We start from the raw sequence: 24,425 nt of genomic DNA, 5'->3' as shown, positions 1-24,425 counted from the left end.
AGCCGACACCGGATCCGAGTGTGGAGCCGACACCGGATCCGAGTGTGGAGCCGACGCCGGACCCAAGTGTGGAGCCTATCCCCAACCCGAGTGTGGAGCCGACTCCCAACCCAAGTGTGGAGCCGACGCCGGATCCGAGCGTAAAGCCGACACCCAACCCAACACCGAATCCTGTTGAATTGAAGGTTCGATACACCTGGTATCCATCCCAAGTTGAGAAAACTACTCAGAGTAAGCAGGACACCCGGGTAGATTTCCGTTTGGATCAGCTGCCCCAAGCGGTTCAGAGTACACAAATTCGCCTGGACGAAAACGGAACGTGGATTGATGCCAACTATGACAGCCGTAGCTCCGACATCACTGGGACTCTGCCACAGGTTCCCCTGGGCAAACACAGTGTTTGGGTTCGCGTCACCTTCACGAACGGAGCAATTGGGGAAGCGAAGGTAAAAGACTTTTCCATCGTGCCGAATGACGTGACCATCAAGGCTACCCCCATCGCTCCTGAAATCCGTCCGGATAAGCAGTGGGCTAAGGACGCGTCCGTGTTCGACGTCTTCCCTGCGGAGGAATTCAGCTACCGCATCGAAATGGTGAACCCGAACGTGGATCCGGTTTCTTTCAACAAACTATCCATCCAATTGCCCACCGGATTTGAGTGGACGGGGAAGCGGAAAGCGGGTGGACTGCTGGCCGGCAGCGACCTGGTAAAGGACGGTAATCGTCTGGTCTGGAACGCGAACGAGGCCGTGAGCAACACGAAGGGTGTGGTGCTTGACGAAATCGTCATTCGGGCGGCGCAAAGCACGAAAAGCACTCGGGTGGCTCCCTCCTTGAACGCTACCATACAGCCTCTGGCCAGCGGGGTGGCCCCCTCTGTGTATATCTACACAAATTCGGCCTACGTGCGGGTTTTAGAGCGCAGTGTCCCCACCGCACCAAAGGCTAGCCCCATCATGCAGTGCGGGAAAACGGGTTCGGTGGAGATTCCCAAGGTCAAAGGGGCTACCTACACCATGAACTCGTATTGGTCTCGTGAAGGCAAGTGGAGCGCTGAGGCAAAACCGCTCTCGGGCTACTTCTTTGACCGGGGAACCACAACGCATTGGGAAGGCGACTTGGGTCAATTCCGTTACTGTCAGCCGAGCCTGAGCATCGTGTCTCCCACGGCGGGTCAGCAGTTCAAGAAAGGCGAATCTATTCCGCTTTCTGGTGTAGTGTCTGCTGGTGTAGTGTCTGCGGGAGGTAGCTCCCCGAAGATTAATATCGCCGTCCTGATTGACTACTCCGGGTCGATGGGTGGCCAGCGCGAGCAGGCAGTCACCAAGTCTCTGAGGAAGATAGAGCAGTATTTGCGCCAGATTCCCGGATCGAAGGAAAACATTCGCATGGCTATCGCGGATCAGACGCGGGGATTTTTCTATCGAAGTGATGGATCCGGAATCGACACGAGCGGCAAGGCTGACGTGTGGATGTACCCCGGTCAACCCGCCACTATGTCCGGCTACGATTCCTTGATTATGCAGGCGCGAGCCAAATCAGGATATGGGGGCGACTCCTATCCCGGCCAAGGTATCGAAGCGGCCTTGCAGCGAATGCAGAGCCTGCCTGGGCAAAACTTTGTGTACGTACTCACGGATGGGGAAGCCGATAAACCTCCGCGGGAAACCCTGCAACACATTGGGGATTCCGCAGTGGCAGTGCGCGGATTTGCGATGCAAACGAGTCAATGCGATCAGGGCAATGCGCTGTGGATGTACACCGATGCCTCGCGTGAGCGCTGCATTCGGGTGGATAACCCCGATGACCTGTCTAACGATATGTTGGGTTATCAAAACAACCACGTTACGAAGCTGACTGGGCAATATGAGGGCAAACAGTTTGACCTGAGCCTGGATAGTTTCGGAAACTTCAGCGTTCCGGCGGGTGTGGATTTGCGAGCTAATACCGAAGGTGTCATTCCGTTGACGGTGATGGTGCATCTGGCGGACGGAACCACGGTTCCTCAAACGGTGAAGATTGAAGTGGTGGATGCCAACGGAAACCTTCCCACAAATAACCCACCAATCAATGTGAATCCTGCACCTCAACCGTCGGTTACCAAACCTCAGATTCCGGGGTGGAAGATTCCCAACGCTCCCCAGCCAGGTCAACCTCCAGTTGCTGGGGTAACTGAGGACTCGCAGGCGCTGAGAGTTGCAGGGGCTGATAGGGTTCAGACTGCACTAGCGGTACTGGGTAAAGGCAATTGGGGTGATACGGCTATTTTGGCAGTGTCCACAGACTTTGCCGATGCCACCACCGGGGCGACTCTGGCCGGGCCGTTGCACGCTCCCGTGGTTTTGACCGGCGGAAAGAGTTTGGAACCACAGGTGCGGGAAGCCCTGGGCAAGGCAGGCATGAAACAGGTCATCATTTTGGGTGGTACCGGTGCTATATCCGAAGCTGTGAGCCAAGAACTGACCCAGAATGGCATGAAAGTTGAACGTATCGGTGGTCAAAACCGTTACGAGACAGCCACGTTGATTGCGCAACGAGTAATGCAAGAGGCACCCGCAAAAGCGGCGGAACCCAAACCTGTGTTTGTTGCGGACGGTACGAATTTCCCTGATGCGATAGCAATCGGAAACGTGGCGGCGCAAAAGGGAGGAGTGCTGGTGTTGAGCCAGCACGTGAAACTTGAAAAGTTCACTGGAGCCTACCTTGAAAAAGCCGGGTTGACTACATCCTCGAAGCTGGCTCAGGATGGTAAATCCGGTCAGCCTCCCCAGCTGTTTGGGGCGGGCGGCCCGGCTGTACAAGCCTTGATTGGGGCCGGTTACCAGGCTCAGGCAGTTTCCGGAAAGGATCGTTATGAAACCGCGGCCAAAGCGGCGGACTTACTGCCAGAATCTCATAAATCTGTGGTTATTAACGGCCAGCACTTCGCTGACACTTTAGCCGGTGGAGCTCTGGCTGCGAACCAGCAAGCTGTAGTCATCCTCACTCAAGCTAACGTTCTGCCCGATGTTAGCCGAGAGGCTATCGCTAAGCGATCCCAGAATATCTGGGTGATAGGCGGAGCTGGAGCTGTGAGTGACCAAGTGCTGACGCAGGTATACACGCTGCTTGGTAAAACTCAATAATCTCTCTGTACAGCCGCAATGCGGGGTGGGATGCTTCTGGCTCCCACCCCGTTTGGCTCGGTTGGGGAACCGAACCGGGGAAAACGTTTCCTCTTGACCGTGACGGTACACCTAGCCGTGGGTTGCCAAACGTTACCGCGGATTTTCTGATATGTAGCGGGAAACGGATTTTATCGAATTCAGGAAGGCTGTTTTTGTGAAGTAGTTGCCGATGTTGAGGAATCGTTTATTTGCTATGGCATCGTTTGCCAGCTTGGTGGTTGTAGGAGGGATTGCCCCTACCCCGGCCGCTCTCGCTGATAACCAGGCTACGCCGCCGTCAGGAGAACTCACGATTGATGCCTTGCTTTAGCACAAGGCTTTAATGTGAAACACCAAAAAGCAACAACTAAACTTAGGTTAGACTAAGTGACGGCACAGCCATTGTTCGCGCAGAAAACACAGGACGGAAGCTTATGCAGCATAATCAGGAAAGTCAGGAATCCAGCAACCCCCACGAACCGCACGGTTCAGGCGGCCATTCGCACACTCATACTCACTCGCACAAGGCCGGTCGTGGACAGCTCCGGGCAGCACTGGCGGTAACTTTCACGGTGTTGCTGGCAGAAATTGTGGGCGCGGCCATAACCGGCAGCCTGACCCTGCTGGTGGACTTGGGGCATATGCTCACCGACTGCGCTGGTCTGACTTTTGCGCTGGTGGCAGCCAGTTTGCAGCAGCGTCCGGCAACGGATCGGCTCACGTGGGGGTGGCGGCGCGCCGAGGTCATCTCGGCAGCTTTGCAGTCCCTGCTGCTGATTTGCATCGGTGTGTTTGCCTCCATCGAAGCCATTAAACGCCTGATACAACCCGAACATATCGAGGCCCAGACGCTGCTGGTGGTGGGCATTATCGGCTTGGTCGGCAACTTGATCAGCCTGACCATCCTGTTGAGTTCCCGACAAAACAACCTGAATCTGCGCGCCGCGTTCCTCGAGGTCTTGAACGATTCCCTCGGTTCCGTAGCGGTTATCGTCAGCGCGGTGGTGATGCGCCTGACCGGGTGGACCCAGATTGATTCCGTGGCGGCACTGGTCATCGCCGCGCTCATCGTGCCTCGAGCCATCATGATTTTGCGTCCGGCGGGGGCGATTTTGCTGGAATCCACCCCGCGGGATTTGGACTTGGACCAGGTGCGGGCGCACCTGTTGGAGCTGCCTCACGTTTTAGCCGTGCATGACCTGCATGCCTCCGCGGTTTCCTCGGACCTGCCGGTGCTGAGCGCTCACGTGGTGCTGGCTGACGAATGCTTCCATGACGGGCACAGCCTGGAGATTTTGAGCCGGATAGAGAACTGCTTGCAGAACCATCACGGCATCTCGATTTTTCACACCACGGTGCAACTGGAACCGGCCTCACGCGCCCAACTGCACCGCGAAAACTGGCACTAAATCCTGCACTACCAGGCTTAATTGGGTAATTGTGAACGCCCTAATACCAAATTTGGGGCGCTTATAATCCTAAATTTGTGGCGTCTGTAATCGGTAAAATGTGGCGCCGGTAGTGGCGATTGGGTTGCTGTTGCGTTCGCCATGAACGGAGATATTCCAGAGCTAAAATTCCTAGAACGCGACCTTGCCGATGAGAGCGATGGCACACAAAATGATGGCCAGCGGCACATAGACGAAACGCCCCACCGATAGCCAGAAAGTTCCGCGAGGCCGCGCAGCTCCCCGATTAATCGCCTCTAACAATTCGTCCTTTTTCATGACCCAGAACCAGGTGATGGCGCCCACGCTCGCCCCGAGCGGAATGATGTAGATGGAGACCAAATCCATCCACGGCCCCCAAGAGCTAATCGCCTCCATGCCCAAGCCCGCTCCGAGCGCCAGCACGCACAAGCCGACCAGCACGACTACGCGGTTCAGGCGCGGGAACCGGTGCAGCAGCGATTCGCCCACGGCTTCAAACATATTTTGCAGCGAACTGACCCCGGCGAAAATCATGGCGACATACAGAATTACCGCGAACAGCTGACCCAGCGGAATATCTTGCATGATGGCGGGCAGGGTCACAAACAGCAGGCCCGGCCCTGCTCCGACGTCAGTGTTATAAGCGAAACACGCGGGGATAATGACCAGGGCGGCCACGACAGCCGCGAGAGTGTCAAAGAAACCGGTGCGCTGCGACACCTTCACCACGTCCTCGTCATCGGGCAGATAAGCGCCGTAGACAATCATGCCGCTGCCGGTAATCGAGAGAGAAAAGAACGCCTGGCCCATCGCCCACACCCAGACAATAGGGTTGATGAGAGCCTCCCAGCGCGGGGTCAACATAAAGATATAGCCCTCGATAACGCCCGGCATCAGAGCCACGCGAATTGCCAAAATCACAAAGATGATAAAGAAAACCGGCATCATGATGCGGTTAGTTTTTTCGATACTTTTCGCCCCGAGGAACAGGGTAATCAGCGTCCCTACCACGACTATGATGTGGAACGGCACGACCGAGAAACCGGTTCCAGAAAAAGATTCAAACCATTTTTCGGTATCAGTTTTCATCAGTGTCCCGGTCAGGGAATCGAACAGAGCCTTGCAAACGTAGGCCACAATGACGGCGTACCCAATCGCGATACACAGCGAACCGGCCAATGGCAACCAGCCCAACGCGCTTCCGACCTTAGCGGCTCTGTCCCCACGAGTGGCCCAGGCGGACCGGTAAGTTCCCAAGGTTCCGGTGCGGGCGCGCCTGCCGTTGGCAAACTCGGCTGGCAGACCCACGTAGGTAAACAGCACGACAAAGAAAATATAGATGAGCAGGAAAGCGCCCCCGCCATTATTGCCGAGCTTATAGGGGAAACCCCAAACGTTGGCCATGCCCACGGCGGAACCTACGGAGGCCAGCACGAAACCCCAATGGGTAGCGAAACGGTGCGCGGTCTGTGCGCCGTGGTGGCTGGGTTCTGATGCGGTGTTGTCGGCCACTACAGGCGGTTCGGAGGGGGAAGGAGGGGTCGTCACAAGGTTTCCTTAATCTAGCTCAGAATCCGGTGAGGCGTGTGCATGCCACAGTTTTCCCTTATCGTAGCCGAAAGGGTGGTGAAACAGAGAATTCTCTAGCTTACAAGGAAGGCTGGGGTGCGCGGGGATGCTGTCAGAGGGAACTGTTGTCGCGGGAGGGTAAACTCCCTGTTCTGCGCCTTTTGAAAGAATTTGATAGCCTGGAAAAGGCCGATTCTCAAACTGGGACGGCAATTAGAAAGGAAAAATTGATGGGACAGCTCATTGGAATGATTGTAACCGGCGCGGTGATTGGCGCTCTAGCCAGACTCTTTAAACGCGGCGAGCAGCCCATCGGCATCTTGTGGACCATTATCCTCGGAGCGCTCGGCGCCGGTATCGGCGGCTGGGTGGTGCGGCAGTTTGGCTACACCAATGCCAACGGCGGCGTGCAGTGGATTCAGTGGATTGTGTCGATTATCGTCGCCATGATACTTATCGGCATCTATATGGGTGCTACCGGGAAAAAGAAATAACGCCACACCCGTGCCGCCTAAAGGCCGGCAAAAGTCGCGGTGGGGAAAAGCTAGGATAGTTTCATGAGCGATTTCCCACTGACTTTTCCGGTAAAAATCTTGCTGCTCGGCGCGGGCGAGCTGGGCAAAGAACTGACGATTTCCCTGCAGCGACTGGGCTGCCAGGTCGTCGCTTGCGATTCATACGCGGGGGCGCCCGCCATGCAGGTCGCCACCGAATATCGCGTGTTGGACATGACCGATGCCGAGGCGCTCGAGGCCGTGATTGTCGCTGTGCGTCCTGACCTCATTGTTCCTGAAGTCGAGAAACTTGCCTCCAGCGCGCTGATTGCGGCTGCGGGGGAGGGGACGCGGGTCGTGCCTTCCTCACGAGTGGTGGAACTGACTTTTGACCGCCAAGGCATCCGCACCCTGGCCGCCACGACAGCAAACGTTTTGACCTCGCCTTTTGCTTTCGCCGACTCGTTGGCGGCACTGCAGGAGGGAGCCGCAAAGGTCGGGTTTCCCTGTTTCGTGAAGCCCACCATGTCCTCCTCGGGGCACGGCCAGTCTCGTGTGGAGCGTACCGAGGACCTGCCCGCCGCTTGGCAGGAGGCCTGCTCCGGGGCTCGTGCCGATACCGGGCGGGTCATCGTGGAGGGCGAAATTGCTTTTGACTACGAAATCACCCTGTTGAGCGTGCGCCACCTGAATCCTGACGACCCGACTCAGGTTCGCACCAGTTTTTGCGCGCCAATCGGGCACAGGCAGTCCTCCGGGGATTACGTGGAATCCTGGCAGCCCCAAGCGATGAAACCTGAAATCCTTAAGAAAGCCCAGGTCACTGCCCAGAAAGTCCTCGATGCCCTGGCAGCCGACACCGCGCGGGCGGCCGCGGCAAGCGACAAGTCCGCAAATGCGGACGCCGAAAATCCGATGCTGGGCATTTTTGGGGTCGAGATGTTCGTCAAAGGCGAGGACGTGTATTTCTCGGAACTCTCCCCGCGCCCCCACGACACCGGCATGGTCACCATGATTACCCAGCCGCAAAACGAGTTTGACCTGCACGCGAGGGCAATTTTGGGGCTGCCTGTGGACACGGCCATGTTCCCTGATGTCAGGGCCGGAGCTTCGGTGCCCCTGAAGTCTCCCGTTGAGTCCGACCAGCCGCGCTACACAGGCTTGGGCGCGGCCCTGCAGGTCAGTCCGGACGCGCAGCTGAGAATCTTTGGTAAACCGGTGGCTCACGAGGGCAGACGCATGGCGGTGGCCCTGGCGACCGGGGTCGACACCGACCAGGCGCGCGCAACAGCCCACGAGGTCATCGGCAAGGTCACCATTCACTAGGGGTGAGCGCGGCTTTTCCCGCTGGCATTCGCGGGGGCGTTATCGCGTTGCGGGGTCTTTTGCGAGACCTCCCTCGTGCTTACGCCCACTCTTAATCACCGTTTTAATGTCTTGTGCGAATTTGTTGATATGACGCGACTTTCGGGTCGCTAGGCCGTAAATTGTGGGGTCATGGTGGAGGTGTGTTGGTCAGATTCACGGTTTCCATGACGCCTGGGCAGCTGAGCTGACCGGTCAATACAAATTTTATTTCGTGCGCGAAATAAACCCACGCAGCGGCATAATTTGTTGAAAACCTGCGGAAATCAGTTCCTAAAGGAATGCACCGGGGCGGGAATCCGCCCGCCGCGAGCCGCGAAATCGGCGGAGGAAAATTGGGAAACTTCCATCACCGGCGCCCACCCCAGCAGTCCTCCAAAGTTGGCGCTGTCCCCCACGCCCTTGCCCGGAACCGGTATGACCCGTACCGCGGTAGTCTTGCCCGAAGCGGTGCCAATAGCGGCCTCATCAGCGATTAAACCGGTAATCGTAGCGGGGGAAGTGTCGCCGGGAATCGCAATCATGTCCAGGCCCACCGAACAAATTGCCGTCATGGCTTCGAGCTTTGCCATCGTGATGGAGCCGCGCTGCACGCCGTGAATCATATTGATGTCCTCCGAAACGGGGATGAAAGACCCCGACAAGCCGCCCACCATCGAGCACGCCATCAGTCCGCCCTTTTTCACCGCGTCATTGAGCAAAAACAGTGCGGCGGTAGTGCCCGGCGCGCCGACTGCAGAGACGCCCATTTCTTCCAGAATCGCCGCCACGGAATCGCCGACTTCCGCCGTAGGAGCCAGCGACAAATCCACGATTCCAAAAGGTACGGACAGGCGTTGCGCCACGGTCTGCCCTACCAGCTGACCCATCCGGGTTATCTTAAATGCCGATTTTTTGATGGCTTCGGCGCATTCCTCAAAAGGGCGCCCCCGCACCGTCTGCAAGGCGCGCTGTACCACTCCCGGCCCAGAAATCCCTACTGAAATGACCGTATCGGGCTGGCTGACCCCGTGAAAGGCCCCAGCCATGAACGGATTGTCGCCCACCGCATTGGCGAACACGACCAGCTTTGCCGCCCCAATCCCGTCAGCCGCGGCGGTCGCTTGTGCTGTATCCACGACCACCTGACCCATGCGCCGCGCCGCCGACATATTGATACCCGTGCGGGTAGAACCGATATTAACCGACGAACACACGATATCCGTGCTGGCCAGAGCCTCGGGAATGGAATCAATCAAGGCCAGGTCGCTGTGCGTGGCCCCCGCCTCGACCAACGCGGAATACCCGCCCACGAAGTCGACCCCGACAGCTTTACCGGCGCGATCCAACGCTTGCGCAAAGGGCAGCGGGTTTGAAGTGCGGCAAGCGGCCGCCACCAGGGAAATCGGCGTGACCGAAATCCGCTTATTGATAATCGGTACCCCGAACTCCCGCGACACCTCGCCGGCGGTCGCCACCAGGCGCGAGGCGGCCTTGACGATACGATCCTCGATACGGGCGCAGGCGCGCTGCACGTCAGAATCGGCACAATCCAGCAGCGACAGCCCCATCGTGACGGTGCGCACGTCCAGTTTGTCCTCGGAAATCATCTGGATGGTTTCCATGATTTGTCGCTCGGTGTCTAAGCTCATTGTCTTGCTCCAATAGGGGATTCAGAAGGGTTCCCGGTCATCTTCCGGGGCGGATACGGGGTTCGTGGTGGGGATAGTGGGCGATTACAGGGTGTGCATAACGTTGAAAATAGCTTCAGATTGCACCCGGATTTCCAGGTTCTGGGATTTTTCCACCTCAGTCATGGCCTCCTGCAAGTTCGTCAGGGAGGTGGGGGCATCGTCCAGCTCCAGTTGCATAATCATCGTGAAGTACGAACCCATCAGGGTCTGGGAAACGTTGGTGATATTGGCGTTCTGGGCGGCGCAGGCATTGGCTACCGCCGCAATAATCCCGGTGTGGTCGATTCCGGTTACAGTCATGATTGCTTTCATGGCTCAATTATGCCCTCCCTGCGCCGCTCAGTTCGGTAAAAGTCGGCTGAGACAGTGGCGTTGTGCCGGATTCTCGCGAAATGCATTGAGGGTTTTAGGTCAGGTGCAGAGTCTGTTCAACTGGCGCATAGTGTTGCATGACGGCTTGACGGTAGGCGTGAACGTCACCGTTGATGGCAGCATTGAGCATAGCCCGGTGAGATGTCGCGGTGGTGATGAGGCTTTCCGTAGAAGGAGTACCCAATTGGGGAAGTGAGGCAACATTGACTTTCCAAAATGACCCCACCAGTTGGCGCATCACCTCATTGTCGAGTAGCGCGAGGATTCCGTCGTGAAATGCGTAATCTTCATCTGAAAACAGTTTGCCTGCTTTGGCTCGCCGTTCCATCAACTCCACCAGAGTTTCCAGACCCGGTTGAGGGATGCCTTTGAGGGTGTCACAAACCTTTTGAGCCATGCCTAAATCAAGGTAACGGCGAACCTTCACGATTTCGCGCAATCCTTCCAGGTTATTTCGGCTCATCATAACGGTGCGGAAAGCCAAGGTTTCCACCAGCGGCGACATGGACAGCGAACCGACGAAAGCGCCGATTCCGCGGCGAACTTCCACAATTTGTAATGCTTCTAAACGCCGTAAAGCCTCTCTGACCGAGGAGCGCGAGACGTTGAGGATTGTGCATAGATCAGATTCGGAGGGCAGACAATCCCCAGGTGAGAGATTGTTTTGGGTGATGTAGTTCTTAATTTTTTCTGAGCTGTCCTCAACGGCAGTGCTTCGAGTTTTTCGGAGCTTCTTTGCTGGTGAACCTGTTTCTGAAAGCATGATGGAACTATAGCAGGTTATCAGACAGGCTATAGGGCATATCAGTATAACATCACTATTTAGAGAATTGTGAACGACTGTTCTGGTGCGAATAAACGTTGTCATTTCAATAGAATTCAGTGTATTTTCAGAAAATCATCCAAAATGCTTGTCAGACAAGTTGTATCCTGTTACTCTTGTAGGTAATCCAGTTCGTAAGGATTAACTACTACTCAACGAGGAGAGCAACGAAAATGACATCCCCCTTTAAGAAACGTCATCTGTCTGGCCTGGCGGCATTTGCAGCTGCTTGCGCCCTGACTCTGAGCGCTTGTGGCGGAGGCGACGCGCCGAAGGACAACGCTGGAGACAAACCGGAAGCTGGCCCCACCGGCACCCTCAACGTGTTCGCGGCTTATGACACGACTAACTGGCACCCTCTAAACACCTCCTCAGCTTTGGCTGTCGGGGCGAACCTACAGGTAGTAGAGGGTCTTTACGAGTTTGATTACTCTGATTTCACAGCTCATAAAGCTTTGGCAAAAGACGATGAGCCGACCAAGATCGACGATACAACTTACGAAGTCGCGTTGCGTGACGGAGCCAAGTTCAGTGATGGAACTCCCGTTACCTCTGAGGATGTCGTGACTTCCTACAAGCGCATCGTGGACGGCGAAAAGGACTCTAGTGGAACCGATGTGACCAGCCCCTACGCGGCTTTCATCACTTTCATTGATTCCATCGAAGCCAAAGATGACACCACGGTGACGATTAAGCTCAATCAGCCGATGGAATTCCTCAAGACACGTTTGGCTGACATCAAAGTCGTTCCCAAGGACTCCACCTTTGATGACATGACTTCCAAACCGGTTGGTTCAGGCCCCTACAAGTACGATTCCATCACCGATACCACGGTGGACATGTCGGTCAACGAGAACTACAACGGACCGACTCCGGCCACGGTGGAAAAGATTCACTACGACTGCAACCGTGACTCTAACGCTCGGCAAACCGCGGCTTTGGATGGCACCACAGATGTCGTCGAAGCTGTCGATCCCTCTGGCATTTCTGATTTGGAAGCTGCTGGATGGAAGGTCGAAGGCGCGACTGGCTACGGTATCGGCATGATTGTGTTCAACACCACAAAGGCGCCGTTCAACTCCAACAAGACTCGTCAGGGCGTGCTGACCGCTATCGACAAGAAGACCCTGATTGATACCGCTTTGGTCGGAGCCGGTACGGAACCGGATTCTTTCTTGCCGGAATACAACCCGATGCACAAGAAAGCCGCAACGCAGTTTACTTTCGACGCGGATAAAGCCAAGTCCCTGCTTAAGGAAGGCGGCGCGGAAGGCGCGACTGTTAACGTGCTGACCACCACCGATACCTGGATTGCCGCTATGGGCCCCCAGATTAAACAGAACCTGGAGGCGGTGGGCTTGAAGGTACACCTAGACAGCAAGGCTTCCGGCGACGTGTGGAATAACAACGTCGCTCAAGGAGACTTTGACATCGTTATTGCTCCTGGCGATGCCTCGGTGTTCGGTGCCGACCCCGGCATTCTGACTGCGGGATGGTTCTACAGCCCGTTGTGGATGGACGAACGTTTCCGCTTGAGCGAGTCCGACCCGGCTGCCGCTAAGGCCCTGGTTGACGCGATGGATGCTGCCGGTAAAGCCACTGGCGATGATGCCAAGACCGAGTGGGGCAAGGTGCAGGACGCCATCGCTGAACAGGCGGCAATGTACCCGCTGGTGTTCCACACTCTGTACACCGGTTACAAGGAGGACAAGGTCAGCAACCTGACACCCATTGGGGTAACTGGCCTGCAGCTTATCGGCGTAACGGTTAAGTAACCCGCGCCGCCCCAGAGTTTGTCGGGAGGGATGCTTTCCCTCTCGCGGGAACGCCCTCCCGACAAACCTGTGCCACTCATCTTTAGTTACGGGACAGACCCACGGCGAGGCGCTTGGTCCACCCAGAAAAAACCTTTCCGATAACTCCTAAAAGGAGTGAAAACTTGTGAATAACCTGCTTCGACTCATCGGGCGGCGATTGATTGCCTTGCCAATTATGGCAATTGGGGTCACGCTGCTTGTATTCTTCCTGATGGAGCTGTCGCCTCTGGATCCTGCTTGGATGGCTTTGGGTGACAACGCTTCAGACCCCGGCCAAGTAAAGGCTTTCAATGTTTCCCACGGATACGTCATCGATGACGGAAGCCCTACTGGCAAACCTATTCCCGTGCTGGTGCGCTACTTTAACTACCTGGTCGCTCTGTGTCACGGTGACTTTGGCATTTACGGCGTGGGCACGTCCCACCAGGTCACTGACCTGATTGCCCCGGCGCTGCCGGTGACTTTGCAGCTGACTTTCCTAGGCCTGTTTATCGCGGTGCTGATTTCTTTCCCGCTGGGCGTTTTGGCTGCTATCTATCGTGACCGTTGGCCTGACCAGGTCATTCGTGTTCTGTCGGTTATCTTTATCGGCACTCCTAGCTTCTGGCTGGCGACCATGCTGGTGCTGTGGATTCTCGGTTCTTTCAAAGGAATCCTGCCAGTTTCAGGGCCGGTCCCGGGATTCTTTGATGACTTTGGCGGGTGGTTGACCCGTATGTTACCCCCTGCAATAGCGCTGGCCACCCCCGTTATCGGTCAGATGACCAGGGTGGTGCGAACCTTGGTGGTCGAAGAACTCGATCGTGACTATGTGCGTACCGCGCTCGGCGCTGGAATCCCGAAACCCGTCGTCATCGGGCGCAACGTTTTGCGTAACGCTTTGATTACCCCGGTGACGGTCTTGGGCCTGCGGGTCGGCTATCTGATGGGTGGCGCGGTCGTTATCGAAATCATCTTTAACATGAGGGGCATGGGTCGCGTCCTCGTGGACGGCATCACCAAGAGTGAGGTTTCCATAGTCCAGGCTGCGGCCCTGGTGGTAGCTTTGGCGTTCATTGTGGTCAACATCATCGTGGACATGCTCTACCTGTTGATTAACCCCCGGATTAGGTCGGTGTAGTGCTATGACGAGTCAAACAAAGAAACTTGTTACCGCGGTCGAATCAGGGAAAAAGATTCGTTTCCGGCGTTGGAACAACATGTCGGTCAGTGCCCGGATTGCTGTCATTGTGCTGCTGGTACTGGCGCTTATCTCGGCCTTGGCTCCGTTGTTGGCTCCCTACTCCGCCAGTTTCGTCGATACCGACGCGATGGCGGCGGCGGTGAAGGCGACGCGCAGCAAGGAATCAGCTCCCAGTATGATTCACCTGTTCGGCACCGATTCGGCGGGACGTGATGTATTGTCCCGGCTGCTGTTGGGCGGGAAATACTCCATGATTATCGGCTTGTCTGCGACCTTTATCGCCCTGGTCATCGGATCCATTATCGGTTCGGTTGCGGCCGTGGTTCGCAAATGGATTTCGGAAGTCATCATGCGCATCATGGACATCATCATGGCTGTTCCCGGCATCGCTATGGCGGCGGTTATGGTTCTGGTCTTTAGCGGGATATTTCCTCCCGGCAATAGAGTCGGCTTGGTTACGGTCATCATTATCGCAATTGCTTTCGTTTATATTCCACAGCTAGCTCGAATTGTGCGTGCTAATGTCATGTCCGCTTACGGTGAAGATTACGTGCGGGCTGTGATTGTTTCCGGCGCTAGAGCTCCCTGGATCTTGACAAAGCACGTGGTGCGCAACACCGCGGCTCCGGTCCTGGTTTTTGCCACGGTGCTGGTGGCAGACGCTATCATCCTAGAAGCCTCCCTGACCTTCATCGGCACCGGCCTGAAGTCTAGCTTGGTTCCCACCTGGGGTAACGTCTTGTCTGATGCCTCCACGAACGGCTCCATCAACCATGGCGCCTGGTGGACAGCGCTGTTCCCCGGCTTGCTCATCATGATTACCGTGCTGTGCTTGAACATTCTCTCAGAAGGCATCACGGACGCAATGGTGGCAGCCCCGGCTTCAGCTCCGGTAAAGGTCGAACAAAACACCGCCGACCGCGAAGCCGACGCCCTGTTGCTCGACCCACGTCGCGCTTACCAAGAACAGGCCGAATCATTGCGTGCCCGCCTCGATGCGCTGCGCGAAGTCGAACAAAAGCGCCAAGACCGCATGCAGGACGACTTCACCGGTGAACCGCTGCTGGAAGTGAAAGATTTGTGCATAAAGTTCCCGCGCCACGGCGACGTGAACGTGGTCGACCACGTATCTTTCGCCGTACGGCCGGGAGAAACGATGGGTCTGGTCGGAGAATCCGGCTGTGGCAAGTCGATTACCGCCCTGACGATTATGGGCCTCATTGACCCGCGGGCAGAAATCTCCGGCGAAGCGTTCTACCAGGGCAAAGACCTGTTTAAGATGACACGGAAGGAACGTCACGCCCTGCTGGGTCACGAAATGGCCATGATTTACCAAGATGCCCTGTCCTCGTTGAACCCGGCGATGCTCATCCGGTCACAAATGAAGCAGCTGACCAAGCGCGGCGGCACCCGCAGCGCCGAGGAACTGTTGGAATTGGTGGGATTGGATCCGAAACGAACTTTGGATTCCTACCCCCACGAACTTTCCGGTGGGCAACGCCAGCGCGTACTCATTGCGATGGCTCTGACTCGTGACCCGCAGCTGGTTATCGCGGACGAGCCCACCACGGCACTGGACGTGACTGTGCAAAAGCAAGTCATTTCCCTGCTGAATGAACTGCGAGACAAACTGGGATTCGCCATGATTTTCGTGTCCCACGATTTGGCTTTGGTGGCCGAAGTCGCCCACAAGATTACCGTCATGTACGCCGGTCAGGTGGTGGAACAGGCTCCGACCGTCGAGCTGCTGGAGAATCCGACTCACGAGTACACTCGCGGCCTGTTGGGTGCGGTGCTCTCTATCGAATCCGGTTCAGGACGTCTGCACCAGGTTCCGGGGACCGTTCCTTCCCCGCAGGACTTTACGGTGGGCGACCGGTTCGCGCCACGTTCCTCGCACCCCGACTACGGCGCGGACATCCCGCTGGAGTTCGAGTTGGTCGGTCCCGAGCACGTCTATGCCGCCCTTCCCAATAAGGAAGGGGTCTATCAGCGTGCACCCCGATATGTTCCGAATGGAAAGGAGGAACAATCATGAGTGAGGCTTTACCTGCTGAAACAGATGCTCAGAGCCTGATTTCTGACCCGGACACCCCCATCATCGAACTGAAAAACGTTGAAGTGACGTTCAAAGCCCGGACCGGTTCACTCTTCCGTCCCAACCACGTCCACGCGGTGCAGGGAGTGGACATGAAGATTATGCCCGGCAAGGTGCTGGGTATTGTCGGCGAATCCGGTTGCGGTAAATCCACTACCGCCAACGTCATGTGCGGGCTGCAGGTGGCGACGAAGGGCCAGGTTTTCTTTATGGGCAAGGACGTTACCAAGCGTAGCGCCGCTCATCGGCGCCACATTGGTTCCGTCGTGTCCGTGGTGTTCCAAGATCCCGCAACCGCCTTGAATCCGCGAATGACAGTGCAGGATCAGTTAGCTGATCCGCTGCGTGTCCATAAGATTGGCACCGAAGAAACTCGGGACAAACGGGTGCGGGAATTGCTGGGGCTGGTGGGTTTGCCGCTGTCAGCTCTCAACGCCCTGCCCGGTCAGCTTTCCGGGGGGCAGCGGCAGCGTGTGGCTATCGCCCGTGCCCTGTCCCTGCACCCGAAAGCCATCATCGCTGACGAACCCACGTCCGCTCTTGATGTTTCCGTGCGCGCCCAGATTCTGAACTTGCTGTCTGACCTTAAGAAAGAACTGGGGTTAGCGATGGTGTTTATTTCGCACGACATTCAGACTGTGCGCTACATTTCGGATCGCATCGCCGTGATGAACGCGGGCAAGGTGGTTGAGGAAGGCGACGCAGACACCCTTCTGAACCACCCATCGGACCCCTATACTCGCAAGCTCTTGGGGGCCGCGCCATCCCTGCTGCATCCGCAGTTGGATTAAGCACTGGCAGCCGGACCAAAACAGAGGAGAATGAGGTATGTCTAAAAAAATTAGCGGCATCGTCCCGCCCCTAACCATCCCGTTAAAGGGTGGCGAACTCGATGTGCCTTCGCTGGAACGGCACATTAACCGCCTGGTTGCAGCCGGTATCGATGGCTTGTTTGTACTGGGATCATCGGGAGAAGTGGCGTTTTCCACGGATGAACGCCGCGGGCAAATCCTCTCTGAATCCAAACGTATCGTGGCTGGTAGAGTCCCCATTATGGCGGGGGTTATCAGCACGGAGACGGAACGGGTCTTGGAGCACATTCGCCAAGCCGAAGACATTGGGGTCGATGCAGTGGTCGCTACCGCCCCGTTCTATGCCCTGCAAGGGGTGCGGGAGATTCGGCGGCACTTCGAAATCTTGCGAGAAAGTACGGACCTGCCCATTTGGGCATACGACATTCCCGTATGTGTCCACTGGAAGCTGCCCAATGACCTGGTGATGGACCTGGGTAAAGCCGGGGTCCTCAGCGGGGTCAAGGATTCTTCCGGCGACGATGTCGGCTTCCGTTTCCTCTCTCGGTTGAACGCCGAGGCGGGACACCCGCTGCAACTACTTACCGGTCACGAGGTCGTGGTGGACGGGGCGTATCTGTCCGGTGCGGACGGCTGTGTGCCCGGCTTGGGCAACGTCGATCCGGACGGCTACGTGCGCCAGTGGAAGGCCGCCCTCGCTAAGGACTGGGAGACTGTCCGCAAGGAACAGGACCGGCTGGCAGATTTGATGACGATTGTCCAGGTCAAAGACGTGCAGGGCTTCGGTGCCGGAATCGGTGCGTTTAAGACTGCCTTGCAGCTGCTGGGGGTATTCGAGTCTAATGAGATGCCTCGTCCCGTGGCGGCTTTGAGCGGAGAGAACGTAGAGCACGTGCGCGGCGTCCTGCAAAAAGTTGGATTGTTGTAGGAACCCGGCTATGACCACGGATTACGTCATCGCCATAGACCTCGGCGGCACGAAAATTGCTGCCGCCCTGGCGGATCGGGACGGCAATCTGAGCCTTCCTTGCCGGGTGGACACGCCCGCTCACGAGGGCGGTGCGGCCGTGGTCGGAGCGATTAACGCCTTGGTGGGTGAGGTCCGCTCGCAGGCTCACAAGGACGGTATCGACCGGATTTTGGGTGTCGGGATTGGATCAGCCGGGGTAGTAGACCTGGCGGGGCAGCGGATTATTGCCTCCACCGATGCGATTCGGGGCTGGGCCGGTACCGAGGTCGTATCGCTGGTGGAATCAGCGGTGAATCTGCCCGTCACTTTGGAAAACGATGTTAATGCTCATCTGCGTGGAGAAGCCTGGAAAGGTGCGGGAGCCGGGAAAAACTACGTTGCCATGATGGCCCTGGGTACCGGTATTGGCGGAGCCCTCATGATTAACGGGGAAATTCTGGTCGGTCCGCATGGGACCGCCGGTGATTTCGGGCACCTACCAACTTTGCTGCCTACCAAACGGGCCTGCACGTGTGGACGCGGCGTGCCGCATCTGGAAACCGTGGCATCGGGACCGGGGTTATATGCCTGGTACTTGGAAAACGGCGGGGACCCTACTGTCGGCGGTGCTCGTGAACTGGAAAAACGAGCTCTGTCAGGGGATGCGCTGGCTGCGCGCATTTATACGGAAGTGGCCGCGGAAACCGGGCGTGCTCTCGGATCTATCGTCAATACGGTTGACCCGGAAGTCATGATTGTCGGGGGAGGCTTGGCTAACAGCACGGACATCTGGTGGAAATCTCTCCGGGCGGCTTATCAGGACCAGTTGGTGAATATTCTTCGTGACGTGCCGCTGGTGAAAGCGACTTTGGGTAATGCGGCTGCCCTGGTGGGGGCCGCGAAAAAGATTTGGAACCGGGTGGAGGGTTGAACGAACCCGGCGCGAGACTGTGCACCGACTACGGAAGGGGAAACAGATGAATACACAACGGCAAGCGGTGATTGACGCCATTAAGGGACGGCTTATCGTCAGCTGTCAAGCATATCCGGGAGAGCCGATGCGGCGGTCTGACATCACCGCCGCGGTGGCACAGTCAGTTGTGGCCGGAGGAGCCGCCGCGGTCCGTGTCCAGGGGATAGCGGATATTGTGGCGTGCCGTCAGGCGGTGGAAGTTCCCCTGATTGGACTCATTAAGTTTGGTCACGAGGGGGTTTACATAACGCCCTCGATTGCTCACGCGCGTGCCTGTGCCCTAAACGGCGCGGATGTCATCGCTATCGATGCCACTTTGCGTGAACGGGGGGAAGGTGAGACGTTCGCAGATGCGGTGAGCGCGATGCACGAGGAATTTCCCGGGGTGGCAATCATGGCTGACTGCGCGTCCCTTGAAGATGCGAAAGCAGCCGAACAGGCCGGAGCGGACTTCATCGGCACCACCCTGTCCGGCTACACCCCCGGATACCAACATGCCCGCGCCGCGACTGCGGGACCCGACTTCGATTTTATTGCGGCAGTCTGCCAGGCAGTCCACGCCCCAATCGTGGTGGAAGGCCGGATTCACAGCCCCCAAGACCTCGCTGAGGTTTACCAATACCCGATTCATGCGGCGTGCGTAGGCACCGCCATCACTCACCCGTGGCGTCTCACTGAATGGTATGTAGACAAACTGCCGAAAGCCTAGCTGCGGGGGCTGCCTGTCTCCATTCACGAGGAAGGCTGCTGGTGCAGGAACATACGGCTCACAATACTTGCGGACAAACTGAGAGGAAACCGGAACAACATGACAATCTATCGCGCAGACACGTTATTTGATGGTAACCAGGTCCTAGGACCCGGGGCAGTGCGGGTGGAAAACGACCGTATCGCTGAGGTTTTCAGCGGGCCGGCGGCCGCACAAGTCCGGGCGGACGTGGATTTTGGAGCAACTATCCTCGCCCCCGGATTCGTTGACATTCATTCTCACGGCGGCGGGGGAGAGGCTTTCACTAACGGGGCTGAGGCGGCCTGTACCGTCATCGCCACCCACCGTAACGAGGGCACGACTTCCATTATGGCCAGCCTGGTCACGGACACTTTGGACCACCTAGAATCCCAGATTCAGGATTTAGCGCCGCTCTATGACGCCGGCGAAATTTTGGGCGTCCACTTGGAGGGTCCGTGGATGGCAGAGGAATACAAGGGAGCCCATGACTCCAAGCTGCTGCGCGACCCGGCTCTGGACGAGGTCCAACGCTTGTGCCAGGCTGGTCCGGTTAAAATGGTGACCCTCGCTATTGAACGTCGCGGCGGATTGGAGGCCGTGCGCTGGCTGGTGTCACGGGGAATCATTGCCGCTCCAGGACATATGAACGCCGACTACGACACGATGAAAGCTGCTCTGGCCAACGGGGCGCAGAACGTTACTCACCTGTTCAACGCGATGAAACCGATCCATCATCGCCAGCCTGGGCCGATTGTGGCCGCCTTGGAAACGCCGGGATTGCCGGTAGAAATCATCGCTGACGGCGTACATTCCCACCCCGCCACCGTGAAGTTCGTGTTTGATGCCAAAGGGCGGGACACAGTCTTGGTTACTGATGCGATGGCGGCCGCGGGCTCGCCGGACGGAGATTACCTGTTGGGGCCCCTCGAGGTCGAGGTTCGTGACGCGGTGGCACGTTTGAAATCTAACGGATCCATTGCCGGCTCCACCCTAACCTTGTCCCGGGCGATACGTTTTGCAACTTATACCGCAGGAGTTGATATTTGGTTGGCGATTCACGCTGCTACGGCTCGACCTGCGGCTGTGTTGGGCAGAACAGATATCGGGGTGTTGTCGCCGGGGACGTACGCGGACTTGGTAGTTGAGTCGAGCGCCCTACAGGTGCAACACGTGTTTCGCCGCGGTCAGCAGGTGCGGTGAGGTACGACTCGGAGCTTAGCCGGACAATCGAAAACAACGGAAGGTATTCATCATGGAAATCATTATTAAACCAACGGCACAAGAATTGGCGCTGGTCGCCGCTGAGGCCATCTGTGAGGTCTACGCGGACAATCCCGCTGCCGTGCTAGGGGTGGCGACGGGGTCCAGCCCGCTGCCAATTTATCAAGAACTTTCACGCCGGGTTAAGTCCGGGAGTCTGTCTCTAAGCCGCGCCCAGGCTTTCCAGCTCGATGAGTATGTGGGACTGCCTCAGGATCATCCCGAGGCTTATCACAACTTTATTCGTCGTGAGTTTGCCGATATCACGGATATAGACCCGAATGCGGTATATGGGGAAGATGGCCTGACCGCCGACCTGTTAGCGGAGTGTCAGCGCTACGAACAGGCCATTGTTGATGCCGGCGGAATTGATATACAGATTTTGGGTATAGGAGCGGATGGACATATTGCGTTCAACGAACCTGGTACTTCCCTGCATTCCTTGACACACCCCGCGGTGCTGACCGCCCAAACCCGCCGCGACAACGCCCGATTCTTTGACGGAGACATTGATAAGGTGCCTCGGCACGCGCTCACGCAAGGGGTGGGCACCATCTTGCGGGCGCGAAAAATCCTGCTCATCGCTACTGGCTCTAACAAGGCTGACGCGGTTCGGGACATGGTGGAGGGTCCCGTTTCTATCTCTTGCACCGGTTCGGCTTTGCAGCTGCACAACAATGTTAAGGTCCTGCTGGACGAGGCAGCCGCTGGGAAGCTCGAGCGCCTGGATTTCTATCGTGAGATTTATGCCAATCGTCCCCAAGGGGCGTGGCTGGGGTTATAGCCCAGCATCTGCGGATGCAGCCTCCCCGTGGAGCTGGCCAGGAATTCCATTAGACTAAAACGCATGGAATTTTCTGAACTGTTGCAGGCTCGCTACAGTGTGCGGGCTTACCTTGATAAGCCCGTTGAACCGGAGGTTTTACAAGCCGTCTTGGATGACGCGCGCCACTGCGCCTCGTGGTCCAACACTCGCGGATACGTGCTGGCAGTAGCCACGGGGGAACGCTTGGAGCGAATCCGGGCGGACTATGCCAGCCATGCCGAAACCGTGTCCGGGATGCTGCGCGGGCGGCCCGGTGCTTTCCTGCGGGCGCTACGGGAGGGCAAGCTACCCAAAGCCGACTTTAAAACCTGGGGAAAATACCCTCCTGAACTGCGAAAACGCCAGGTAGCAAACGGGAAACGCTACTATGCACACCTGGGGATTGGGCGCGGGGACGAACCCGGGCGGGCCCAGCAGGTGCGCCAAAATCTGGAATTGTTCCAGGCTCCGGTGGGGATTTTCGTGTTCGTCCACCGCTCGCTGCTGCCCTTTTCCGCCCAGGATGCCGGGCTGATGCTGTCCACCCTCATGCTGGCGGCCGCGAATCGGGGGCTCGGGACCGTTGCGATTGGAACGCTCGCGACCTGGCGGACGCCCGTGGAGGCGGAGTTTCGTATCCCCAAAGACTACGGGCTAATCACCGGGCTGGCCCTGGGTTATCCCGACCCGAATGCTCAGATAAACGAGTATCGCGCCGAGCACCCGCCGCTTACCCTTGCCGAGCCGCGCGACGGATGATGAAGTCAAGCTGCCACACGATTCCACTATCAGTTGGCGCCATCGATTCGTTTGCCCCTTTTCAATTTTTATGGCATTGTCCAGCGGCAGAAACATTTGCTTCCGCATCTCTGCGGATAAAAGAGGTGCTGGTAGTGGTTTGCGCTGGGGACACAAAGCTGGCCGGATAAACGTGCGCCGCCTAGAGCCATCCGGCGAGGATGAGCACCCCGAGCAGGATAAGCACACTCGGAAAGAGCACCGCCTCGAATCGTTCCAGAACCTCCGCGAGCCCTAAACGTCCGGTAATGAACCACGCCAGAGCCAACAGCGCACCCGCCAGCACCAGAAACACCGCGCAGAACATAGCGACTTGCCACCAGGCCGACAAGGCAAAAACCGGCAGATAAACACCGATTTCGTCGCCTCCGTTCGCGATGGTGACCAGGGCGACCGCGCCAACACTGACGGGTTTGCCTTCCAGCTTTGATTCGGCTGACTGTGCGTCCCTGGAATCGTTTGACTCCCGGCGTTCCAAAATTTCCCCAATGCCAGCTTTCACTCCCAGAATCAGCGGTATCAGACCCAACAGATGCAACTGAGCTTCGGGAATGACGAAACCGGAAATCAGATTCAGGATCACGGTGGCTGCCAAAATAGCGCTGAAACCGAGGTATTGACCTGCGCAGATACGCAACGTTGTGCCGGGGCGCTGGTGACCGTGGACAAACCATAAGGTCAGCAGCATCAAGTGGTCGATGTTAGTGACCGCAAAGAGCACCAACGCTTGGGCGAGAGTGGAAAGAATCAGGGAAGCGTTCACGTGTCAATTATCACCGAAAGGTGTTCAACCGATAAAGTCAACATCACCCCGCAGTAACCTACCGGCGACCGGCCGCACCGAACTTGTGCATAGGCCGAGGACGCCGAACCGCTCAATCGAGCCTGAGAGAGACGCTAACGGTAGCGGAACTTCGAATTTTACTAACTTTTTTGCACCTTTTGCCCCGGAGCCCTAGACTGGAAAGCAATAAAAGCATGACGGAGGCGCAGCCGACATCATTAGCTTCCATCAGGGCAGGGAAATCCCTTCGGGAGGCCCGGAAGTGAAAGGGGAGGCTGCCGAGGATGTGAACCACTCCCAAGGGGAAACGTCCGGGCGAGCGGAAAATATCCGTTCGACTGTCGCTACTGCGGAGAGCTGTCATGACGCATACGCGCAAAGGTATGGGGTCATGGAGCATGACCCCTTTTTTGGTGCCATGTTCGAGCTTTCGAAAGTTGTTTGCAACGATTGAAAGGACTAATGATGAACAAGATACTGAGTGGTGCGGCCCTACTAGCTGCGGCTTTTTCCCTCGCCGCGTGCGGGGCAGGTTCCGCGGCTGATAACGCAGCTGGTGAAGGCGGGGCGATTCCTGGCCTGGAGGACGGTGTTTTCACCGTTGGTATGGAAGCTGCCTACGCTCCCTACAACTGGGCGCAGCCCGATAAATCTAATGATGCGGTACCCATCAAAGATTCTGCCTTGTACGCTAATGGCTACGATGTGATGACCGCCAAACAGATTGCGGATGCCAACGGCTGGAAGCTCGAAATTAAGCAGCTGGAGTGGGATTCCCTGATTCCGGCGGTACAGTCCGGGGAAATCGATGCCGCGATTGCGGGTCAGTCCATGACCAAGGAACGTGAGGAAACCGTGGACTTTGCCGGACCGTACCTCTACGCCCGCATCATTGTGCTGACCAAGGCTGATTCTAAGTTCGCCAATGCGAAAGGCTTGGCTGACCTGGCGGGAGGCCGGACCACCAGCCAAACCGGCACCGTTTGGTACGACACCTTGATTCCGCAAATTAAGGGTGCCCAACGGCAGGCTCCCGCCGAATCCGCACCGGCGATGCTGGTGGCTTTGGAAACCGGCAAGGTTGATTACGTGGTTACCGATATGCCCACCGGTCAAGGAGCTATGGTTGCTTACCCGGACATGAAGATTTTGGACTTCCCCGACGACGGCGATGACTTCCAAGTTTCGGACGAGGACATTAACATCGGTGTGTCCATTAAGAAAGGCAACACCGCTCTGAAGAACGCCATCAACAAGGCCCTGTCCGGCAAGACCGCCAAAGACTTCGATGCCATGATGGCAGATGCGGTAAAGATTCAGCCCCAAGAGGATTAATCCGCTAAC

20 protein-coding genes and 1 riboswitch are annotated in these 24,425 nt (G+C 57.1%); of the genes, 15 read left to right on the top strand and 5 right to left on the bottom strand.

The window, feature by feature from the left end:
• Positions 1-179 precede the first annotated feature (179 nt).
• Both RQ935_RS05635 and RQ935_RS05630 read left to right on the top strand, forming a co-directional pair.
• Positions 180-3,125, top strand: coding sequence for a cell wall-binding repeat-containing protein (locus RQ935_RS05635; protein ID WP_311497532.1), 2,946 nt, complete (start codon positions 180-182; stop codon positions 3,123-3,125).
• Between the two features lie 455 nt (positions 3,126-3,580).
• On the top strand, positions 3,581-4,555 hold the full coding sequence (locus RQ935_RS05630) for a cation diffusion facilitator family transporter (protein WP_311497531.1): 975 nt from the start codon (positions 3,581-3,583) through the stop codon (positions 4,553-4,555).
• Between the two features lie 171 nt (positions 4,556-4,726).
• On the opposite strand, the gene RQ935_RS05625 is transcribed toward RQ935_RS05630, so the two are convergent.
• Positions 4,727-6,124: a sodium-dependent transporter gene (locus RQ935_RS05625; RefSeq protein WP_311497530.1), complete on the bottom strand. Its 1,398-nt coding sequence runs from the start codon at positions 6,122-6,124 to the stop codon at positions 4,727-4,729.
• Between the two features lie 251 nt (positions 6,125-6,375).
• On the opposite strand from RQ935_RS05625, the gene RQ935_RS05620 reads away from it, so the two are divergent.
• Both RQ935_RS05620 and purT read left to right on the top strand, forming a co-directional pair.
• Positions 6,376-6,639: a GlsB/YeaQ/YmgE family stress response membrane protein gene (locus RQ935_RS05620; protein WP_282921248.1), complete on the top strand. Its 264-nt coding sequence runs from the start codon at positions 6,376-6,378 to the stop codon at positions 6,637-6,639.
• 63 nt (positions 6,640-6,702) lie between these two features.
• Positions 6,703-7,965: a formate-dependent phosphoribosylglycinamide formyltransferase gene (gene purT / locus RQ935_RS05615; protein WP_311497529.1), complete on the top strand. Its 1,263-nt coding sequence runs from the start codon at positions 6,703-6,705 to the stop codon at positions 7,963-7,965.
• Positions 7,966-8,270: 305 nt separating this feature from the next.
• Here the strand turns inward: purT and RQ935_RS05610 are convergent, their stop codons facing one another.
• The 3 genes from RQ935_RS05610 to RQ935_RS05600 form a co-directional block, all read right to left on the bottom strand.
• Positions 8,271-9,635, bottom strand: coding sequence for a PFL family protein (locus RQ935_RS05610; protein WP_311497528.1), 1,365 nt, complete (start codon positions 9,633-9,635; stop codon positions 8,271-8,273).
• Positions 9,636-9,719: 84 nt separating this feature from the next.
• The gene (locus RQ935_RS05605) at positions 9,720-9,989 is read right to left on the bottom strand and encodes an ACT domain-containing protein (RefSeq protein WP_308535917.1); all 270 of its coding nucleotides are present in this window, start codon (positions 9,987-9,989) and stop codon (positions 9,720-9,722) included.
• Positions 9,990-10,083: 94 nt separating this feature from the next.
• Complete coding sequence (locus tag RQ935_RS05600) at positions 10,084-10,812, bottom strand: FadR/GntR family transcriptional regulator (RefSeq protein WP_295028766.1); 729 nt, start codon at positions 10,810-10,812, stop codon at positions 10,084-10,086.
• 233 nt (positions 10,813-11,045) lie between these two features.
• Here RQ935_RS05600 and RQ935_RS05595 point away from each other — a divergent pair, with 233 nt between their 5' ends.
• The 10 genes from RQ935_RS05595 (at position 11,046) to RQ935_RS05550 (ending at position 22,258) form a co-directional block, all read left to right on the top strand.
• A complete protein-coding gene (locus RQ935_RS05595; RefSeq protein WP_311497527.1) occupies positions 11,046-12,647 on the top strand; it encodes an ABC transporter substrate-binding protein in 1,602 nt (533 codons plus the stop codon).
• Between the two features lie 166 nt (positions 12,648-12,813).
• Positions 12,814-13,809, top strand: coding sequence for an ABC transporter permease (locus tag RQ935_RS05590; protein WP_311497526.1), 996 nt, complete (start codon positions 12,814-12,816; stop codon positions 13,807-13,809).
• A 4-nt stretch (positions 13,810-13,813) separates the two neighbouring features.
• The gene (locus tag RQ935_RS05585) at positions 13,814-15,910 is read left to right on the top strand and encodes a dipeptide/oligopeptide/nickel ABC transporter permease/ATP-binding protein (protein ID WP_297346504.1); all 2,097 of its coding nucleotides are present in this window, start codon (positions 13,814-13,816) and stop codon (positions 15,908-15,910) included.
• Positions 15,907-16,761, top strand: coding sequence for an ABC transporter ATP-binding protein (locus RQ935_RS05580; protein WP_298634408.1), 855 nt, complete (start codon positions 15,907-15,909; stop codon positions 16,759-16,761). Before RQ935_RS05585 ends, RQ935_RS05580 begins: the two co-directional genes overlap by 4 nt.
• Positions 16,762-16,798: 37 nt before the next feature.
• A complete protein-coding gene (locus tag RQ935_RS05575; RefSeq protein ID WP_298634410.1) occupies positions 16,799-17,710 on the top strand; it encodes a dihydrodipicolinate synthase family protein in 912 nt (303 codons plus the stop codon).
• A gap of 10 nt (positions 17,711-17,720) precedes the next feature.
• A complete protein-coding gene (locus tag RQ935_RS05570; RefSeq protein ID WP_298634412.1) occupies positions 17,721-18,662 on the top strand; it encodes an ROK family protein in 942 nt (313 codons plus the stop codon).
• Between the two features lie 46 nt (positions 18,663-18,708).
• Positions 18,709-19,413 carry an N-acetylmannosamine-6-phosphate 2-epimerase gene (locus RQ935_RS05565; RefSeq protein ID WP_298634414.1) on the top strand — a complete coding sequence of 235 codons (705 nt, stop codon included), beginning with the start codon at positions 18,709-18,711 and terminating at the stop codon, positions 19,411-19,413.
• A 99-nt stretch (positions 19,414-19,512) separates the two neighbouring features.
• Positions 19,513-20,634: an N-acetylglucosamine-6-phosphate deacetylase gene (nagA, locus tag RQ935_RS05560; protein ID WP_311497525.1), complete on the top strand. Its 1,122-nt coding sequence runs from the start codon at positions 19,513-19,515 to the stop codon at positions 20,632-20,634.
• Between the two features lie 52 nt (positions 20,635-20,686).
• Positions 20,687-21,478 (top strand): glucosamine-6-phosphate deaminase, encoded by a 792-nt coding sequence (nagB, locus tag RQ935_RS05555; protein ID WP_311497524.1) that lies wholly within the window; start codon positions 20,687-20,689, stop codon positions 21,476-21,478.
• A gap of 63 nt (positions 21,479-21,541) precedes the next feature.
• On the top strand, positions 21,542-22,258 hold the full coding sequence (locus RQ935_RS05550; RefSeq protein WP_311497523.1) for a nitroreductase: 717 nt from the start codon (positions 21,542-21,544) through the stop codon (positions 22,256-22,258).
• 181 nt (positions 22,259-22,439) lie between these two features.
• Here RQ935_RS05550 and RQ935_RS05545 read toward each other — a convergent pair whose 3' ends face one another.
• On the bottom strand, positions 22,440-23,060 hold the full coding sequence (locus RQ935_RS05545) for a cadmium resistance transporter (protein WP_308535901.1): 621 nt from the start codon (positions 23,058-23,060) through the stop codon (positions 22,440-22,442).
• A 211-nt stretch (positions 23,061-23,271) separates the two neighbouring features.
• A riboswitch (Lysine riboswitch) is annotated at positions 23,272-23,449 on the top strand.
• Positions 23,450-23,546: 97 nt separating this feature from the next.
• Between RQ935_RS05545 and RQ935_RS05540 the strand changes: the two genes are divergently transcribed.
• Positions 23,547-24,416 (top strand): transporter substrate-binding domain-containing protein, encoded by an 870-nt coding sequence (locus RQ935_RS05540; RefSeq protein WP_311497522.1) that lies wholly within the window; start codon positions 23,547-23,549, stop codon positions 24,414-24,416.
• Positions 24,417-24,425: the final 9 nt, after the last annotated feature.

Source organism: uncultured Mobiluncus sp. (genome assembly GCF_963511525.1).
GTDB lineage: Bacteria > Actinomycetota > Actinomycetes > Actinomycetales > Actinomycetaceae > Mobiluncus.
Note: the sequence above shows the minus strand (reverse complement) of the source record. Positions and strands in the feature narration are given on the sequence as shown.

Bases quoted from the DNA above. Each gene is read 5' to 3' on its own strand.
- nagA (WP_311497525.1), top strand. From the start codon at position 19,513: ATGACAATCTATCGCGCAGACACGTTATTTGATGGTAACCAGGTCCTA.
- RQ935_RS05570 (WP_298634412.1), top strand. From the start codon at position 17,721: ATGACCACGGATTACGTCATCGCCATAGACCTCGGCGGCACGAAAATT.
- RQ935_RS05565 (WP_298634414.1), top strand. From the start codon at position 18,709: ATGAATACACAACGGCAAGCGGTGATTGACGCCATTAAGGGACGGCTT.
- purT (WP_311497529.1), top strand. From the start codon at position 6,703: ATGAGCGATTTCCCACTGACTTTTCCGGTAAAAATCTTGCTGCTCGGC.
- RQ935_RS05605 (WP_308535917.1), bottom strand. From the start codon at position 9,989: ATGAAAGCAATCATGACTGTAACCGGAATCGACCACACCGGGATTATT.
- RQ935_RS05540 (WP_311497522.1), top strand. From the start codon at position 23,547: ATGAACAAGATACTGAGTGGTGCGGCCCTACTAGCTGCGGCTTTTTCC.
- RQ935_RS05630 (WP_311497531.1), top strand. From the start codon at position 3,581: ATGCAGCATAATCAGGAAAGTCAGGAATCCAGCAACCCCCACGAACCG.
- RQ935_RS05595 (WP_311497527.1), top strand. From the start codon at position 11,046: ATGACATCCCCCTTTAAGAAACGTCATCTGTCTGGCCTGGCGGCATTT.
- RQ935_RS05550 (WP_311497523.1), top strand. From the start codon at position 21,542: ATGGAATTTTCTGAACTGTTGCAGGCTCGCTACAGTGTGCGGGCTTAC.
- RQ935_RS05580 (WP_298634408.1), top strand. From the start codon at position 15,907: ATGAGTGAGGCTTTACCTGCTGAAACAGATGCTCAGAGCCTGATTTCT.
- RQ935_RS05610 (WP_311497528.1), bottom strand. From the start codon at position 9,635: ATGAGCTTAGACACCGAGCGACAAATCATGGAAACCATCCAGATGATT.
- RQ935_RS05620 (WP_282921248.1), top strand. From the start codon at position 6,376: ATGGGACAGCTCATTGGAATGATTGTAACCGGCGCGGTGATTGGCGCT.
- nagB (WP_311497524.1), top strand. From the start codon at position 20,687: ATGGAAATCATTATTAAACCAACGGCACAAGAATTGGCGCTGGTCGCC.
- RQ935_RS05575 (WP_298634410.1), top strand. From the start codon at position 16,799: ATGTCTAAAAAAATTAGCGGCATCGTCCCGCCCCTAACCATCCCGTTA.
- RQ935_RS05600 (WP_295028766.1), bottom strand. From the start codon at position 10,812: ATGCTTTCAGAAACAGGTTCACCAGCAAAGAAGCTCCGAAAAACTCGA.
- RQ935_RS05585 (WP_297346504.1), top strand. From the start codon at position 13,814: ATGACGAGTCAAACAAAGAAACTTGTTACCGCGGTCGAATCAGGGAAA.